We start from the raw sequence: 15,386 nt of genomic DNA, 5'->3' as shown, positions 1-15,386 counted from the left end.
TAGCCGATCCAAGACCCGTCGACCGCAGACAGCTACCCGGCGATCTCCGCCAGCACCTCCTGCACCCGCGCCAGCCGGTCGGCCGGATCGTCGATCCGCTCCGCCAGTATCCAGCGGCCGTTCTTCCCGGCCAGCCCGGCCGCCTCCGGCATCGCCGCCTTGCCGTGTGGGGTGAGCGCGATTGCCGCCGGCCCGGCATCGATCCTGGCGATGCCGGCGGCACAGGCCAGCAACTGCACCCGCTTCAGATCGATCAGCCGTTGCACCTCGCCCGGCAACGCCCCGAACCGGTCGGCCAGTTCCTCCTCATACGCATCGAGCGCGCCTTCCTCGCCGATCCGCGCCAGCCGGCCATAGAGGGTAAGGCGCACCTCGGCCTCGGGAATCCATATTTCGGGCAGGCACCCGGCCAGCCCCAGATGCACCTCGGGCACCCAGCGGCTGACCGTCTCGCCCCGCACCGCGCGCAGCGCGCGGGTCAGCAGGAACTGGTACAGGTCGATGCCGATCAGCTTCATGTGCCCGGCCTGCGCCTCACCGACCAGATCGCCCGCCCCGCGCAGGTCGAGGTCGCGCGCGCTGATCGCGAAGCCCGCACCCAGCCGGTCGAACGCCTGCAGCGTGCGCAGCCGCTGCATCGTCGCCTCGCCCACCTGCCGGTCGGGTTCGGTGGTCAGCAGCACCTGCCCCCGCCGCCCGCCGCGCCCCACCCGCCCGCGCAACTGGTGCAACTGCGACAGGCCGAACCGGTCGGCATGGTGGACGATCATCGTGTTGGCGCGCGGCACGTCCAGCCCCGCCTCGATGATGTTGGTCGCCAGCAGCACGTCGCCATCGCCCTGCGCGAAGCCGACCATCGCCTCATCGATCTCGGCCGCCGCCATCCTGCCGTGCGCGACAACGACACCCAGTTCGGGCGCCAGCCGCCGCAGCCGCTCCTCCAGCGCGGCAATATCCTCGATCCGCGGCACCACGACAAAGCTCTGCCCGCCGCGCGAGCGTTCGCGTAGCAAGGCGGTCCGCACCGTCGTATCGTCGAACACGCCCAGCGTCGTACGGATCGGCTGCCGCCGCGCGGGCGGCGTCGCGATGACCGACAATTGCTGCAACCCGATCATCGCCGATTGCAGCGTGCGCGGGATCGGCGTCGCCGACAGCGTCATGACATGATCGCTCAAGGCCCGCAGCTTCGCCTTGTCGGCAGCGCCGAACCGCTGCTCCTCGTCGATCACGGTCAACGCAAGATCGGCATAGGCCACGCCTTTGCCGGCCAGCGCCTGCGTGCCGATCACGACCCCGATCGACCCGTCGGCCAGTCCCGCCTTCACCCGCTTCTTCTCGGTCGCGCTCGACAGCCGCGAGAGGCCAGCGACCGCGATGCCGGTCCCGGCGAAGCGGCGGGTGAAGCTGTCGAGATGCTGGCGCACCAGCACCGTCGTCGGCGCGGCGATCGCCACCTGCCGCCCGGCCAGCGCCACGATCGCGGCGGCGCGCAACGCCACCTCGGTCTTGCCATAGCCCACGTCGCCGATCACCAGCCGGTCCATCGGCCGCCCACTTGCCAGATCGGCGCGGACCGCCGCGATGGCGCGCGCCTGATCGGGCGTTTCGGTAAAGGCGAAGCCGGCGGCGAAGCGTTCATACGCCGCGACCTCGGCCTCGATCGGCGGCACCTGCCGCGCATCACGCTCGGCGGCGATCGCGGCCAGCTCGCGCGCGCTCTCGGCGATAGCGGCGTCGATCGCCCCGCGCCGCTTCTGCCAACTGGTCCCGTCGAGCGCGTCGAGCGTCACGCCGTCGCCCTCCGCGCCATAGCGCCAGATGCGGTCGGCCTCCGCCACCGGCACCAGCCGCCGGGCGTCGCGGGCATAGTCCAGCACGATCGCGTCGCCGCCTTCCTCGCCCGGCAGCGCTTCCAGTCCGGTAATGCGGCCGATGCCGAAATCCTCATGCACCACCACGTCGCCGATGCGCAGTTCGCCACCTTCCGCGAACAACGCCTCGTTCGACACCGCCAGTTCGTCGCCACGCGCGCGTCCGCCGAGCAGGTCGCCGCCCGCCACCACGGTTACGCCATCGGCGACGAAGCCCCGATCGACCGGCGCAGTCAGCAGCATCGCGCTGCCGGGCTTCGCCTGCGCCGCCTCGACCCACGACCCGATCATGACCGGGTCGGTCCGGCCAAGCGTCGCCAGCCGGGGGGCAAAAAACCGCAGGTCGCGCGGACTGCCCGCCAGCACCAGCCGACCATCCGCCAACACCCCGCGCGCGAACCTACCGAACGCACGCGCCGGGGCGTTGCCGGTGACGAAGCGCGGCGGGCAATCGCCGGCGGGCGGCAGCTCGATCCGCTCGCGTGCCGCGACCGCCGCGTCCCAGCCTGCGCCATCGACCAGCGTCGCATCGTCGCGCCGCCGCCTGTGGGTGGCATCGCGGGCAAGGTCGAGAAACCGCTGGCGACGCTCGCCCACCTGCGCGTCGGAGACGATCGCGGCATCGGGAAGGTGATCGGTCAGCGGCACGCCGTCCGCGACGACCGGCTCGGCGGCACGGCCGATGACGATGGCATCCAGATCGGCATCGCTGCGCTGTGTCACCGGATCGTAGCGGCGGATGGCGACGATCCGATCGTCCTCGATCGTGATGCGCACCGGCCCCGCCGCATCGGCTGGGAACAGGTCGATCACCCCGCCGCGCACCGCGACCTCGCCCGGCTCGTCGACCCGGTCGTCGATGACATAGCCCAGCTCCACCGCGCGATCGGCGAAACCGCCCATGTCGATCGCATCGCCCGCCCGCAGCACCGGCGGCGCGGCATCGAACGCCGCCGGCGGCGCGACGCGCAGCGCGGTCGCCTCGGGCGTGGTGATGCACGCCACGCTCCGCCCCCCGGCGCTCGCCACCCGCAACCGCCGCAGCGCCGCGACCCGCGCCCCGGCATTGGCTGGCGACGCAGGCGCATCGTCACCGGGCAGCGCGTCGCTCGCCGGCAGATGCACGACCTCGCCCTCGGGCACGAACGCCGCCAGCAGCGCCGCGACCCGTGCCGCACGCCCCTCGTCGGCGGCGACGAACAGCACCGAGCGTGTCGCCAGCGCATCCGCCAGCGCGGCGCTCACCACCTCGGGCGACGGAACGGCGGTACGGACGGCGGCATCGATCGGCGCTTGCAGCATGGCGGAGGTCCCGGCGCTGCCCCGGAAGGGGGCATCTCACCCCCGTCAACGAAGCGCCTCCGCCCGACGTTCCGCCATCCCAAGGGCGCGCAATCTATATCGAAAAACGACGATTGCTCGCTACCCCGGCGCATCGCCTGCTGCTAGATTGCGGCCGTCGCCGGTGGAGGCGACACCAACGGGGGACGTTATGAAATCCAGGACCTTGCCGTACATCGGTGCCGCGCTGGCGCTCTTGTCCGGCCCCGCCCTTGCCCAGACCGCGCCTGCGCCCGCACCGGCCGCCGCGACCGCCGCACCGGCGACGAAGGATGCCGATCCCGCGCTGTGGGTGGTCAAGGACAAGGACACCACCATCTATCTGTTCGGGACGATCCACGTCCTGAAGCCCGGCCTGTCGTGGTTCGACGAAGCGGTGAAAACCGCGTTCGACAAGTCGAACGAGGTCGTGCTCGAAATCCCGATGCCGACGCCCGAACAGGCGCAGGCGGCGGTAATGAAGTCGGCGGTCAACATGACCGGCCCGAAGCTGAGCGAGAAGCTCCCCGCCGCCGAACGTCCGGCCTATGCCAAGGCGGTGGCCGATGCCGGCCTGCCCGAAGGCGCGCTCGAACCGCTCGATCCGTGGTTCGCCGCCTCCACGCTCATGCTCGTCACGCTCCAGAAGCAGGGCTATGACCCGGCAAGCGGCGCCGAGCAGACGATCTCGGCGGCGGCCAAGGCGGCGGGCAAGCCGGTGACGGGGCTGGAGACGCTCGAACAGCAGTTCGGCTTCTTCGATTCGCTGTCGGACGCGGCGCAGGTGACGTTCCTGACCGAGACGGTGAAGGAACTGCCCAGGGCCGGGCAGATGATCGACACCATGGTCGCCGACTGGGCGAAGGGTGATCCGGTGGCGCTGGCAGCGGCGATGAACGCCGAGATGGTCGACACCCCCGAATTGAAGCGCGTCCTGCTGACCGATCGCAATGCGCGCTGGGCCAAGTGGATCGAGGACCGCATGGCCCGTCCGGGCACGGTGTTCATCGCGGTCGGTGCCGGCCATCTGGCAGGCGACGGCAGCGTGCAGGACGCGCTCAAGCGCTACAAGCTGCGCGCGACGCGGGTGAAATACTGAACGGACCGATCCGGATACACCGTCGCCCCGGAACGAGTCCGGGGTGACGGTACGAAGAGGATGGTCGATCGGGCCGAAAATCCCGTTCCTCACCACGAGGACGCCGGTTCCAGGGCCGGCGATCAGCCTTTGGAACCCATAAAAAAGGCCGGTGGAATTTCCACCGGCCTCGTCAGGTACGAAACGGTGCGGCGGCCCGGAAGGGGAGCCGCCGCGCCGGAAATCAGGCGGTGCAGCTCTGCGCGGGCTTGCCGGGCTGCGTCAGGGTGATCGACTTGGGCGTGCCGGTCAGCTTGTAGCCACCCTCGGCGACCAGCGGCTCGCCCGTGGCGGGGGCCTTCAGCCGCGTCGGGACCGCATTCTGGTCGGCGCGGAAGTTCGCCTGCGTGTCGCCCTCGAAGAAGTCGACATAGGCAAGGCTGTTGTCCTTGCAGCGGAAGGTGACGCTTGCCTTCACCGGCGGCGGCAGTTCCGCCTTCGGCCGGTTGGCGAGCTGCGACGCCAGCGGATCGGGCGCGCGCGTGTCGAGTTCATCGGGCTGCTGCTGGCCACAGGCCGACAGGGCGAAAGCCGCGGTGGCCGCGACGAGGAGAAGGGGGTGCTTCATAGGGGTAAAGCCGTTCGCAAAGCCTTGTCGCTTCGTCAAGCACCCATGCCGCAAACGCAATAAAGCCCTGCGGCGACGCAATAATCGGGCAGCGCCTCGCCGCTATGCCGCAGCGTCGGCGAGGGTGAACGTCAGGCGGATCACGCTTTGCCACGACTCGCCGGGGTTCAGCCGCGCGCTCGGGAAATCGCTCCGGTTGGGACTGTCGGGAAACGCCTGCGGTTCGAGGCAGACGGCATCGCCCTGCCGGTACAGCCGCCCGTTCTTGCCGCCTTTCGTCCCGTCGAGGAAATTGCCGGTATAGAGTTGCAGGCCGGGTGCGGTGACGCTCATCGTCATCACCCGCCCCGATGCCGGACACGCCAGCACGGCGGCCGGGCGCAGCGCGCCCGCCGTGCCGTCGACGATGAAATTATGGTCGTAGCCGCGCCCGATCACGATCTGGTCGTCGCGCCCGTCGCGCAGCCCCGCGCCGATCCGGCGCAGCACGCGGAAATCGAACGGCGTGTCCGCCACCGCGCGCCGCTCGCCGGTGGGAATCGAGGTCGCATCGACCGGCAGATACTGGTCGGCATGGAGCATCAACCGCTGCGCCATCGCCTCGCCGATGCCCGACAGGTCGAAGAACGCATGGTTGGTCAGGTTCACCACGGTCGGCGCATCGCACGTCGCGCGATAGGTGATCGTCAGCCCGTCCTCGTCCAGCGTATAGGTCGCGCTGGCATGCAGCGTGCCGGGATAGCCGGCATCGCCATCGGGGCTGTAGAGTTCGAGGCGGACCCATGCCGTATCCTCGTCGGCCGCGACCTTCGCGACATGCCACAGCCGCTGGTCGAACCCGTCCGATCCGCCGTGGAGGTGGTTGGGGCCGTTGTTGACCTCCAGCGGATAGTCGACGCCGTCGAGCGTGAAGCGCCCCCCGGCGATGCGGTTGGCATAGCGCCCCACCGTCACCCCATACCAGCCCGGCCGGTCGCGATACGACTGCACGTCGTCATAGCCGAGCAGCACATCGGCCGCCGCGCCATCCCGATCGGGAACGTGCAGCGCATGCAGCGTCGCCCCGAACGGCAGGATGCGGGCGAACAGCGCGCCCGCCGCCAGTTCGATCGCCTCGGCCGGTGCACCGTCCAGCGTTCCGAAGGAAACCCGTGTCGCCGTCGCCATCGCCTGCTCTCCCGCCTGTCCGACGCTGCTCTGCCTGATCGGTGGTGGGCATGAAACCCCTTCGTCACTCCGGAATCGTTCCGGGGTGACAAGCCCCTTACTCCCCCGTGCGCAGCTTCACCTTGTTCGGCAATGTCTTGCCCTTGGTCCGGCGCGAGGGGAGCTGCACCGGGTTCTTCTTCTTCCAGTCGCCCCAGCGCTTCGGCCCCTCGGGCGTGTCGATGATCGTGTCGTCGTCCATGGATCGCTTCCAAAAGAAAAGGCGGCGGATCAACGACCCGCCGCCCCCTTATTTCCAGTCAGGTCCGATCGACATTCAGCCAGACGGCGGCTCTTGGCAGCTCCCCTCCCTGACAAGGGAGGGGAGCAGATTGGTGAGCCACTTGGTTGAAAGTCGATCGGGCCTAGGAACTTATCAACCGACCGTCCACGCCCCGTCGATCCGGGCGAGCGCGCCGTTCTGGTTCCCCTCGCGCAGCGACTCCGGGAGCAGCGCCTCGGGGAAATCCTGATACGACACCGGCCGCAGGAAGCGGTGGATGGCGAGCGTGCCGACCGAGGTCGTCCGCCCGTCCGACGTCGCCGGGAACGGCCCGCCATGGACCATCGCATGGCCCACTTCCACGCCGGTCGGCCAGCCGTTGCACAGGATGCGGCCGACGGTGCGTTCCAGCACCGGGATCAGCTTGCGCGCGTCGTCGTAATCGGCCTCGTCGATCTGGAGCGTCGCGGTAAGCTGTCCCTCCAGCTTGCCCAGCACCTCGCCCAGTTCGGCGGCATCGGCGCACTTCACCACCACCGACGACATGCCGAACACTTCGTGCGCATGCGCCGGATCGGCGAGGAAATCCTCGCCCGACACCGCGAAGATCGCCGCGCGACCGCGCGTCGGGCCTTCGGGTTCGGCCCCTTCGCCGACGATCGTCACCGCCGGGCTCGACGCCAGCTTGGCGCGGCCTTCCTCATACGCCTTGTGGATGCCGTCGCTCAGCATCACCTGCGCGGGCGTGCCGAGCAGCGCTTCGCCCGCCACGTCGAGGAACGCATCGAGTTCCGGCCCGGCGATGCCGAGGACGAGGCCGGGATTGGTGCAGAACTGGCCCGCACCCATGCTGAGCGAACCGACATATTGCTTGGCCAGCGCCTCGCCGCGGTTCTTGAGCGCGGCGGGCATCAGCACGACCGGGTTGATCGACGACATTTCGGCATAGACCGGGATCGGCTGCGGCCGCTCCTGCGCGACCTTCATCAGCGCGGTGCCGCCGGCGCGCGATCCGGTGAAGCCCACCGCCTGCACGCGCGGATCGGCGACCAGCGCGGTGCCGATCACCTGCCCCGACCCCGACACCATCGAGAACACGCCATCGGGCATGCCGGTCTTTTCCGCCGCCTTGATGATCGCCGAAGCGACCAGTTCGGCGGTGCCCGGATGCGCCTGATGCGCCTTCACGATCACCGGGCAGCCCGCCGCCAGCGCCGAGGCGGTGTCGCCACCGGCGGTCGAGAAGGCGAGCGGGAAGTTCGACGCGCCGAACACCACCACCGGGCCGACGGGCACGGTGCGCAGCCGCAGGTCGGGCTTGGCCACCGGCGCGCGGGCCGGATCGGCATGATCGATGCGGAGCTGCTGCCACGCGCCGTCGCGCACTTCCTTGGCGAACAGGCGAAGCTGGCCGCAGGTGCGCCCGCGCTCGCCGGTCAGCCGCGCGGTCGGCAGGCCGGTCTCGCGGCTGCCGCGCTCGATCAACTCGTCGCCCAGCGCTTCGATTTCATCGGCGATCGCGTCGAGAAAGCTTGCGCGCTGCTCGATCGGCAGCGCGGCATAGAGCGGCGCGGCGGCGGCGGCACGATCGCATGCCTCGATCGCGTCTTCCTTCGTGCCCTTCGAAAAGCCTTCGCCGAACAGCGCGCCGGTGGCGGGGTCATAGGCCTGGAACAAATCGTCGCGGGCAACGCGCTTCGCGCCCAGAAACAGTTCGCCGGTGATCGTCATGATGGTCCTCTCGCTCGGTCCGTTGCACGCCAGATAGGGATTGTTAGCGCTACCGTAAATGGCTCATCACATTACTCGGACAATCTATGCCCCGAGTAGCGCGCCGGGTCGACCCCCTCGGGCGGCAGGCCGTGCCCCAGCAGCGCCGCACACAGCCGCGCGGCGGCGGGCGCGGTCTGGATGCCGAACCCGCCCTGGCCTGCGCACCAGAAGAAGCCGGGCATGGCGCGATCGAAGCCGTACACCGGCAACCGGTCGGGCGCGAAGCTGCGCAACCCTGCCCAGCGCCGCTCGACCGCTTCGACCCGCCAGTCGACCGCTTCCTCGAACCGGGCGATCGCGGTCGCGACGTCGATCTCCTCGGGCGCGACGTCATGGGGGCGGTCGGGCGTCTCGTCATGCGGCGACAGCCACAGCCGCCCGCCAGGCTCGGGCTTGAAATAAAACCCGCCGGCGGCGTCGATCACCAGCGGCAGGTCGGCCGGCGCGCCCGGATCGACCCGCAACTGCACCACGGTCCGGCGATACGGCCGGATGCCGAGCGGCGCTGCCCCGGCCAGTTCCGCGACGCCATCGGCCCAAGCCCCGGCGGCGTTGACCATCACGTCGGCCGCCAGCGTCGCCCCGTCGGCCAGCGTCAGCAGCCACGCCCCGCCCTGCCGCCCGGCGGCGACCAGCCCCGAGTCGCAACGCAGCACCACGCCGGCCCGCCGCGCCTTCGCCAGATAGGCCGCATGGAGCGCCGCGACATCGATGTCGGCGCAGCCCGGCGACCACAGCGCGTCCCATCTCCCGCGCAGCCCCGGCACCTGCACGCCCGGATCGCGCCGTTCGATCGGCACGCCGCTGCCGGCGAACCCCGCCGCCAGTTCGTCGAGCACGGCGGGATCGCGCGCGATCAGCAATTCGCCGCGCGTGCGCAGGAACGACCGTTCGGCAAAGTCCGCCGGCGGCGCATGGAGCAGCGGCCCCGACGCCGTCGTCAACGGCTGGACCAGCGGCCCGCCATAGGTCTCCGACCAGAACGCCGCCGACCGCCCGGTCGCGTGATAGCCCGGCTGCGACTCGGCCTCCAGCAAGACGACGTCCGCCGCCTCGCCCAGTTCGGCGGCAAGGCTGGCCCCGGCCATGCCGGCCCCGACGATCGCGATTCGCTGGCGGGTCATGCGTGGGTCGTCCGCCGCGCCGGTGCCCGCGCGTCGAGGAAACCGTCGATCGCGGCAATCGCCTCCGCCCGCACCGGATCGGCCTCGCGCAATATCTCGTGCGCCGATTCGGGGCCGAAGCGCAGCAGGTCGCAATCGGGCAGCGTCGCCGCGACCTTGAGTGCGGCGGCGGGATCGACCAGCGCATCGGCTTCGGCGACCAGCATCTGCACCGGCACCCGCAGCGTCGTCAGCGCCGGATCGGCGCGCAACTGCCGGGTCGAGCGGAACGCATCGATCACCCAGCCCCAGCTCGGCGGCCCGGTGCGGTACGCGGCGTTCGCCTCCTGCCACCAGACCTCGTCGGCATAGCGCGCCTGGTCGTGCGTCAGCAGCGACTCGCGCGATTTCAGCGTATGCGGCCGTTCGTTGCCCTTCCACGCCGCGCGGGTCCGCCGGCCGAACGCGGCGATCAACCGCGCCATCCCCTCGCCGAAGCGCGGCCCCACCGGCGCGCGCAGTCCCAGCATCGGCGCGACCAGCACAGCGGCGGCGGGATCGATCCGCCCCTCCACCAGCGCGCGCAGCATCAGGTGCCCGCCCATCGAATGGCCGATCACGACGCGCGGCCCCCCGGCGGGCAGGCTGGTCCAGAAGGCGGCGAGATCGTCGAGATACGCCTCGAACCGGTCGATATGGCCGCAGTCGCCCGCCGGGGTGCAGCGCCCCGACCCCCCCTGCCCGCGCCAGTCGAACGACGCGATGTGCCAGCCGCGCACGTGCCAATGGGCGAAGGCTTCGAGATATTTCTCGAACACGTCGCCGCGCCCGCCCTGGAACAACATCACCCCGCGCGGCGCGATATTGGCGGGGGCGGGCCAGTCGAACCGGCGGTGCGCCCAGCCGTCGGCCGCCTGCCATTGGGTAATGGTGGCGGCGGAAGGGATCGCGCGGCGGTACAGGGCATGGGCGGCCATGGGCCCGGTTACGGTTTCGCAACCCCTAAAGTCTAGGGGGTTGGACCATGACGCCCATCCTTATCCCCTGTCTGGCGGTGGCGCTCGTGCTGCTGCTCCTGTTCGCGGGGATCGAGGACGCGCGCACCCGCGAAATCGCGAACGCGAAGAATCTGGTGATCGCGCTGCTGGCTCCCCTGTGGTGGTGGGCGCTCGGCCTCACGCCATGGGACATGGGGTTGCAGGCGCTCGTCGCGCTGATCGTGTTCGCGCTGTTCGTCGGCGCGTTCGCGCTGGGGCAGATGGGCGGGGGCGACGTCAAGATGATCGGCGCGCTGGCGCTGTGGCTGCCGCCGGGCGCGGTGCTGTCGATGCTGCTGGTCATGTCGATCGTCGGCGGGGCGATCACGCTGGTGTTCGTCATCGATCGCCGCCGGCGGCGAAGCGCGGCGGTGCCCGAGATCCCCTACGGCGTCGCCATCGCCATCGCCGGCATGCTGATCCTCGCGAACCCGATCTTAACCACTCTGGGATGATGCTTAACGCCATTCCGCCGGCCAGAGAATCGAAAGGCCATCGACGTCATGGACGCACGTAAACTGATCCTGTTGGTAGGAGCGCTGGTGATCGCAGGGATCACCGCGTTCATGGCACGATCGCTGATGATGGGCGCCCCCGCCCCGGTCGCCGCCGCCAATTCGGTCGAGGCCCCGGTCGACGGCCCGCGCGTGCTGGTGGCGACGAAGGCGCTGCCGGTCGGCACGATCATCGACGCCGCCTCGCTCCGGTTCCAGCCATGGCCCAAGGAACTGGTCGAGAACGCCTATTACCTCGAATCGGCGGCCGATGCGCGCAACCTGGCCGGCACCGTCGTCCGCTTCGCCATTCCGGCGGGACAGCCGATCACGCAAGGCTCGCTGGTGAAGCCCGGCGACCGCGGCTTCCTTGCCGCAGCACTTGGGCCCGGCATGCGCGCGGTGACGGTGCCGGTGTCGGCGCAGAGCGCGGTCGCGGGCTTCGTCTTTCCGGGCGACCGCGTCGACCTCGTCCTGACGCAGACGGTGACGGGCGGCGGCGACGGCGCGCCGCTCAAGGCATCGGAGACGTTCCTGCGCAACCTGCGCGTGCTGGCGACCGACCAGCGGACCGACAAGAACACCGACGACCAGGGCAAGACCGTCGTCTCGGGCTATTCGACCGTCACCGTCGAGGCGACGCCGCGCATCGCCGAAAAGATCGCGGTGGCGCAGACCGTCGGCACGCTGTCGCTGTCGCTGCGCTCGATCGCCGACACCGGCGCCGATCTCGAGGAAGCGATCGCCAGCGGCGACGTGACGCTGCCCGCGAACGGCGATCCCAAGGCGGAGAAGGCCGCGCTCGAACGCATCGCCGCGCGGCCGATCGACGGTTCGTCGACCTTCTCGACCGGGGCGGACGTGTCGCGGTTCCAGCGCAGCACCGTGCCCGGCCGGACCCCCGGCGGCATGGGCGGCATGGCCGGCCCCGACGGCATGTCCGCGCCGCCCATGGCCGCGCCGTCGTCGTCGCCCGCCGGCGGCGCCCCCGGCTATGCCCCGCCCGCGCCGCGCGGACCGGTGGTGCGGATCACTCGCGGCAACACCGTGACCGACGTGCCGGTCGGGGGGAACAACTGATGCGCCCTGATTTCATCCGCCGTACGCTTGGGGGCGGGCTCATGCTCGCACTGGTCGCGACCTCGATGCCCGCGCTCGCCGCGCCGACGCCCGCCCGACAGGCCCGCACCGCGCGCGTCGGCACGATGCCCGCCGGATCGATCCGCCCCTCGAGCGAGGTACAGCTCTCGATCGGACAGGGCGAACTGGTGACGCTGCCCGGCACCGTCGTCGACGTCTGGGTATCGAACCCGGCGGTCGCCGACGTCTATGTCGGCAATCCGCGCCAGATCCACCTGTTCGGCAAGGCCGACGGCGAAGCGACGATCTTCGCGACCAACGCCGCCGGACAGATCGTCTATGCCACCAACGTCCGCGTCGGCCAGAACATCACCGGCATCGACCGGATGCTGCGCGCGGCGATCCCCGATGCCGATGTGCGGGTGACGACGGTCGGGCAGATCGCGGTCATCAACGGCACCGTCGCCTCGCCCGCCGACAGCGCGCAGGTCGAACGGCTGGTCGCCTCGCTGCTCAACCCCGGCGTCGCGGTCGGCGATCCGGCGGCGCTGCTCAAGATCGCCGTCGTCAACCGGCTGAAGATGGCGACCCCGCTGCAGGTCAACCTGCAGGTCCGCATCGCCGAGGTCAGCCGCAGCTTCGTCAAGAACATCGGCGTCAACCTGACTTCCGCCGACGCGACCGGAGGCTTCAAGTTCGGCGTGGGGCAAGGCCGCGCCTTCTTCCCCCAGTTCGTCCCCGGCGGTCCGCTAGGCCAGTCGACCGAACTCACTGCGGGCATTACCGCGGTCACAAAGGCCAGTATCGGCACGTCGCTGTTTGGCGCGGGTAAATTGCTCGGCCTCGACGTGCTTGGCGCGCTCGACCTCGGCGAACGGGTGGGTCAGGTGACGACGCTCGCCAACCCCAATCTCACCGCGCTGTCGGGCGAAACCGGATCGTTCCTCGCCGGCGGCGAGATTCCGATCCCCGTCAGCCAGGGGCTGGGCGCGGTGTCGGTCGAATACAAGCAATATGGCGTCAGCCTCGCCTATACCCCGACCGTGCTGGCCGACGGCCGCATCTCGATGCGCGTCCGCCCCGAAGTGTCGCAGCTCACCGCCGCCGGATCGGTCCAGATCAACGGCACCACCATCCCCGCGCTCTCGACCCGGCGGGTCGAAACCACGGTCGAACTGGGCTCGGGCCAGAGCATGATGATCGGCGGCCTGCTGCAGAACAACCACGACAATTCGATCGAAAAGGCACCGGGTCTGGGCGATCTGCCGATTCTCGGCTCGCTGTTCCGCTCGAACGGGTTCACCCGCAACGAAACCGAACTGGTGATCGTCATCACCCCCTATCTGGTCAAGCCGGTCGACAGCCAGACGCAGATCGCGCTGCCGACCGACAGCTACAAGACGCCGAACGATGTCGAGCGCGTGCTGCTCGGCCAGATGCAGGGCGGCGGCACTCCCGCCCCGCGTCCGGTGCCGACGATGGTCACGCCGCTGCCCGCGCGTCCCGCGACCGGCGCGGCGGCCCCCGTGCCCGCCGATCCCGCCCCCCGCCGCCGCGACCGTGCGACTCCCGCCGTCGCCCCCGGCTTCAGCAACCAGTGAGGGATATTCCGATGCTCTCTATCCGTACCCTCGCCCTCGCCCTTTCCGGCACCGCGCTGCTGGCGGGATGCAGCGGCACACCCAACCGCGGCGTCGAATCGGTCCACCAGCCGGTCGTCTCGCGCGCTGCCTATGCGATGGACCTCGCCGCCGGTCCCGCCGGCCTCGCGACCGGCGAACGCGCCCGCCTCGCTGGCTGGCTCGACACGATGCGGCTGCGCTACGGTGACGAGGTCGGCGTCGATGCCGGCGGGTCGGCCGACCCGGCGGTCCGCGCCGACGTCGCCGCCGAAGCCGCGCGCCACGGGCTGCTGCTCGCCGACATGGTCCCGCCGGTCGCAGGCGCGATCGAACCCGGCACGGTGCGCGTCGTCGTCTCGCGGATGACCGCCGCCGTTCCCGGCTGCCCCGACACGTCGCGGCTCAGCCAGCCCAATTATGGCGCGCACACCTCGTCCGACTTCGGCTGCGCGGTGAACACCAACCTCGCGGCGATGGTCGCCGCGCCGGGCGATCTGGTGCGCGGGCAGCGCGACATGGGCACCACCGACACCATCACCGGCACCAAGGCGATCGGCGCGCTGCGCCGCGCCGCGCCCAGCGGCAACGGCGGCGGACAGATCACCAACAGCGTCGGCAGCGCGACCGGGGGGAGCGGCAAGTAATGAACGCCCCCTTCTCCCTCGCCAAGACGAGCGTGCGCGATCCCTTCGTCGGCTTCGTGTGCGACGATTATTCCACCGACGTGCTGCGCGGCCTTGCCACCGAACACGGCTGGCCGACCGAAAAGGTCCAGCGCGGGGGCCTGCGCGCCGCCGTCCAGTCGCTGTCGGTCGCCGCCAGCCCCCATGTCCTGTTCGTCGACCTGTCCGAATCGGGCGATCCGCTGAACGACATCAACGGTCTGGCCGAGGTCTGCGAACCGGGCACCGTCGTCATCGCCTGCGGTCAGGTGAACGACGTGCGGCTCTACCGCGACCTGATCGGCAGCGGCATCCACGATTATCTGCTCAAGCCACTCAACCCCGACATGGTGCGCGACGCGATCACCCAGGCGCAGGCGCTGCTCAACGCGCCCAAGCCGGTCGAGACGAGCGTCGAGCGGCCGCACTGCGCCATCGCCGTCGTCGGCACGCGCGGCGGCGCGGGGGCGACGACGATCGCCGCCTCGCTCGCATGGCTGCTGAGCGACCGCGAGAAGCGCACCACCGCCCTGCTCGACCTCGACGTGCATTTCGGCACCGGCGCGCTGGCGCTCGACCTCGAACCCGGGCGCGGCCTGACCGACGCAATCGAAAATCCCAGCCGCATCGACGGGCTGTTCATCGAACGCGCGATGGTGCGCGCCGGCGAACGCCTCTCGGTCCTCTCGGCCGAGGCACCGATCAACCAGCCGGTACTGACCGACGGTGCCGCCTATTACCAGTTGCAGGAAGAGATGCGCGCCGCGTTCGAATGTACGCTGATCGACATGCCGCGCGGCATGCTGGTCGCGCATCCGCACCTGTTATCCGACGTGCAGAGCGCGGTGATCGTCACCGAACTGACGCTGGCGGCGGCGCGCGACGCGATCCGCATCCTGTCGTGGTTCCGCAGCAACGCGCCGCAGACGACGCTGCTGGTCGTCGCCAACCGCGTTCAGCCCGCCGCGCTGCTGGAGATCAGCCGCAAGGATTTCGAAGGATCGATCGAACGCAAGATCGACTTCCTCGTCCCCTTCGACGGCAAGCTCGCCGCGCAATCCGCCAAGCTCGGCAAACCGCTCGCCGAGGCGGGCAAGGGCAGCAAGACCGTCGTCCCATTGCTCTCGCTTGCCCAGCGACTGTGCCGGATGGCGGAGGACGACATCGACACGACGACGGCCAAGGCACGCGGCAAGGCCGGCGGCACCTCGCTGCTCGGCAAGCTCGCCGGGCTGCGCGCGCGCCTGCCCGCCAAGGGCAAGGCAAAGGCGGGGGCGAACGCATAG

13 protein-coding genes are annotated in these 15,386 nt (G+C 70.3%); 6 read left to right on the top strand and 7 right to left on the bottom strand.

The features are described from left to right. Positions 1–32: 32 nt before the first annotated feature. Complete coding sequence (locus ASE78_RS08420) at positions 33–3,176, bottom strand: helicase-related protein (protein WP_056495702.1); 3,144 nt, start codon at positions 3,174–3,176, stop codon at positions 33–35. A 190-nt stretch (positions 3,177–3,366) separates the two neighbouring features. Here ASE78_RS08420 and ASE78_RS08415 point away from each other — a divergent pair, with 190 nt between their 5' ends. Next, on the top strand, positions 3,367–4,293 hold the full coding sequence (locus ASE78_RS08415; RefSeq protein WP_056495698.1) for a TraB/GumN family protein: 927 nt from the start codon (positions 3,367–3,369) through the stop codon (positions 4,291–4,293). 223 nt (positions 4,294–4,516) lie between these two features. Here ASE78_RS08415 and ASE78_RS08410 read toward each other — a convergent pair whose 3' ends face one another. The 6 genes from ASE78_RS08410 to ASE78_RS08390 form a co-directional block, all read right to left on the bottom strand. Continuing rightward, positions 4,517–4,900: a hypothetical protein gene (locus ASE78_RS08410; RefSeq protein WP_055761145.1), complete on the bottom strand. Its 384-nt coding sequence runs from the start codon at positions 4,898–4,900 to the stop codon at positions 4,517–4,519. Positions 4,901–5,002: 102 nt separating this feature from the next. Then, positions 5,003–6,067: an aldose epimerase family protein gene (locus ASE78_RS08405; protein ID WP_056495696.1), complete on the bottom strand. Its 1,065-nt coding sequence runs from the start codon at positions 6,065–6,067 to the stop codon at positions 5,003–5,005. Positions 6,068–6,164: 97 nt separating this feature from the next. Beyond that, positions 6,165–6,308 (bottom strand): hypothetical protein, encoded by a 144-nt coding sequence (locus ASE78_RS19075; RefSeq protein ID WP_164490756.1) that lies wholly within the window; start codon positions 6,306–6,308, stop codon positions 6,165–6,167. 174 nt (positions 6,309–6,482) lie between these two features. Further along, a complete protein-coding gene (locus tag ASE78_RS08400; RefSeq protein WP_056495693.1) occupies positions 6,483–8,060 on the bottom strand; it encodes an aldehyde dehydrogenase (NADP(+)) in 1,578 nt (525 codons plus the stop codon). Between the two features lie 71 nt (positions 8,061–8,131). After that, positions 8,132–9,226 (bottom strand): NAD(P)/FAD-dependent oxidoreductase, encoded by a 1,095-nt coding sequence (locus ASE78_RS08395; RefSeq protein ID WP_056495689.1) that lies wholly within the window; start codon positions 9,224–9,226, stop codon positions 8,132–8,134. Next, positions 9,223–10,182 carry an alpha/beta fold hydrolase gene (locus ASE78_RS08390; protein WP_056495686.1) on the bottom strand — a complete coding sequence of 320 codons (960 nt, stop codon included), beginning with the start codon at positions 10,180–10,182 and terminating at the stop codon, positions 9,223–9,225. The genes ASE78_RS08395 and ASE78_RS08390 overlap by 4 nt, the downstream gene beginning before the upstream one ends. Positions 10,183–10,229: 47 nt before the next feature. On the opposite strand from ASE78_RS08390, the gene ASE78_RS08385 reads away from it, so the two are divergent. Genes ASE78_RS08385 through ASE78_RS08365 form a run of 5 tightly spaced genes read left to right on the top strand, consistent with a single transcriptional unit; the run spans position 10,230 to position 15,386 of the window. Continuing rightward, positions 10,230–10,697, top strand: a complete 468-nt coding sequence (locus ASE78_RS08385; protein WP_056495683.1) for a prepilin peptidase — start codon at positions 10,230–10,232, stop codon at positions 10,695–10,697. Positions 10,698–10,745: 48 nt separating this feature from the next. Further along, positions 10,746–11,816 carry a Flp pilus assembly protein CpaB gene (gene cpaB / locus ASE78_RS08380; RefSeq protein ID WP_055761159.1) on the top strand — a complete coding sequence of 357 codons (1,071 nt, stop codon included), beginning with the start codon at positions 10,746–10,748 and terminating at the stop codon, positions 11,814–11,816. Next, positions 11,816–13,417, top strand: a complete 1,602-nt coding sequence (locus ASE78_RS08375; RefSeq protein ID WP_082467085.1) for a type II and III secretion system protein family protein — start codon at positions 11,816–11,818, stop codon at positions 13,415–13,417. The genes cpaB and ASE78_RS08375 overlap by 1 nt, the downstream gene beginning before the upstream one ends. Positions 13,418–13,428: 11 nt before the next feature. After that, complete coding sequence (locus ASE78_RS08370) at positions 13,429–14,082, top strand: CpaD family pilus assembly protein (protein ID WP_056495680.1); 654 nt, start codon at positions 13,429–13,431, stop codon at positions 14,080–14,082. Continuing rightward, a complete protein-coding gene (locus tag ASE78_RS08365) occupies positions 14,082–15,386 on the top strand; it encodes a pilus assembly protein CpaE (RefSeq protein WP_056495677.1) in 1,305 nt (434 codons plus the stop codon). Before ASE78_RS08370 ends, ASE78_RS08365 begins: the two co-directional genes overlap by 1 nt.

Source organism: Sphingomonas sp. Leaf25, assembly GCF_001421635.1.
GTDB lineage: Bacteria > Pseudomonadota > Alphaproteobacteria > Sphingomonadales > Sphingomonadaceae > Sphingomonas.
This window is presented reverse-complemented; position numbering and strand designations above follow the sequence as displayed.

Bases quoted from the DNA above. Each gene is read 5' to 3' on its own strand.
- ASE78_RS08400 (WP_056495693.1), bottom strand. From the start codon at position 8,060: ATGACGATCACCGGCGAACTGTTTCTGGGCGCGAAGCGCGTTGCCCGC.
- ASE78_RS08375 (WP_082467085.1), top strand. From the start codon at position 11,816: ATGCGCCCTGATTTCATCCGCCGTACGCTTGGGGGCGGGCTCATGCTC.
- ASE78_RS08420 (WP_056495702.1), bottom strand. From the start codon at position 3,176: ATGCTGCAAGCGCCGATCGATGCCGCCGTCCGTACCGCCGTTCCGTCG.
- ASE78_RS08415 (WP_056495698.1), top strand. From the start codon at position 3,367: ATGAAATCCAGGACCTTGCCGTACATCGGTGCCGCGCTGGCGCTCTTG.
- ASE78_RS08410 (WP_055761145.1), bottom strand. From the start codon at position 4,900: ATGAAGCACCCCCTTCTCCTCGTCGCGGCCACCGCGGCTTTCGCCCTG.
- ASE78_RS08370 (WP_056495680.1), top strand. From the start codon at position 13,429: ATGCTCTCTATCCGTACCCTCGCCCTCGCCCTTTCCGGCACCGCGCTG.
- ASE78_RS08395 (WP_056495689.1), bottom strand. From the start codon at position 9,226: ATGACCCGCCAGCGAATCGCGATCGTCGGGGCCGGCATGGCCGGGGCC.
- ASE78_RS08405 (WP_056495696.1), bottom strand. From the start codon at position 6,067: ATGGCGACGGCGACACGGGTTTCCTTCGGAACGCTGGACGGTGCACCG.
- ASE78_RS08385 (WP_056495683.1), top strand. From the start codon at position 10,230: ATGACGCCCATCCTTATCCCCTGTCTGGCGGTGGCGCTCGTGCTGCTG.
- ASE78_RS08390 (WP_056495686.1), bottom strand. From the start codon at position 10,182: ATGGCCGCCCATGCCCTGTACCGCCGCGCGATCCCTTCCGCCGCCACC.
- cpaB (WP_055761159.1), top strand. From the start codon at position 10,746: ATGGACGCACGTAAACTGATCCTGTTGGTAGGAGCGCTGGTGATCGCA.
- ASE78_RS19075 (WP_164490756.1), bottom strand. From the start codon at position 6,308: ATGGACGACGACACGATCATCGACACGCCCGAGGGGCCGAAGCGCTGG.
- ASE78_RS08365 (WP_056495677.1), top strand. From the start codon at position 14,082: ATGAACGCCCCCTTCTCCCTCGCCAAGACGAGCGTGCGCGATCCCTTC.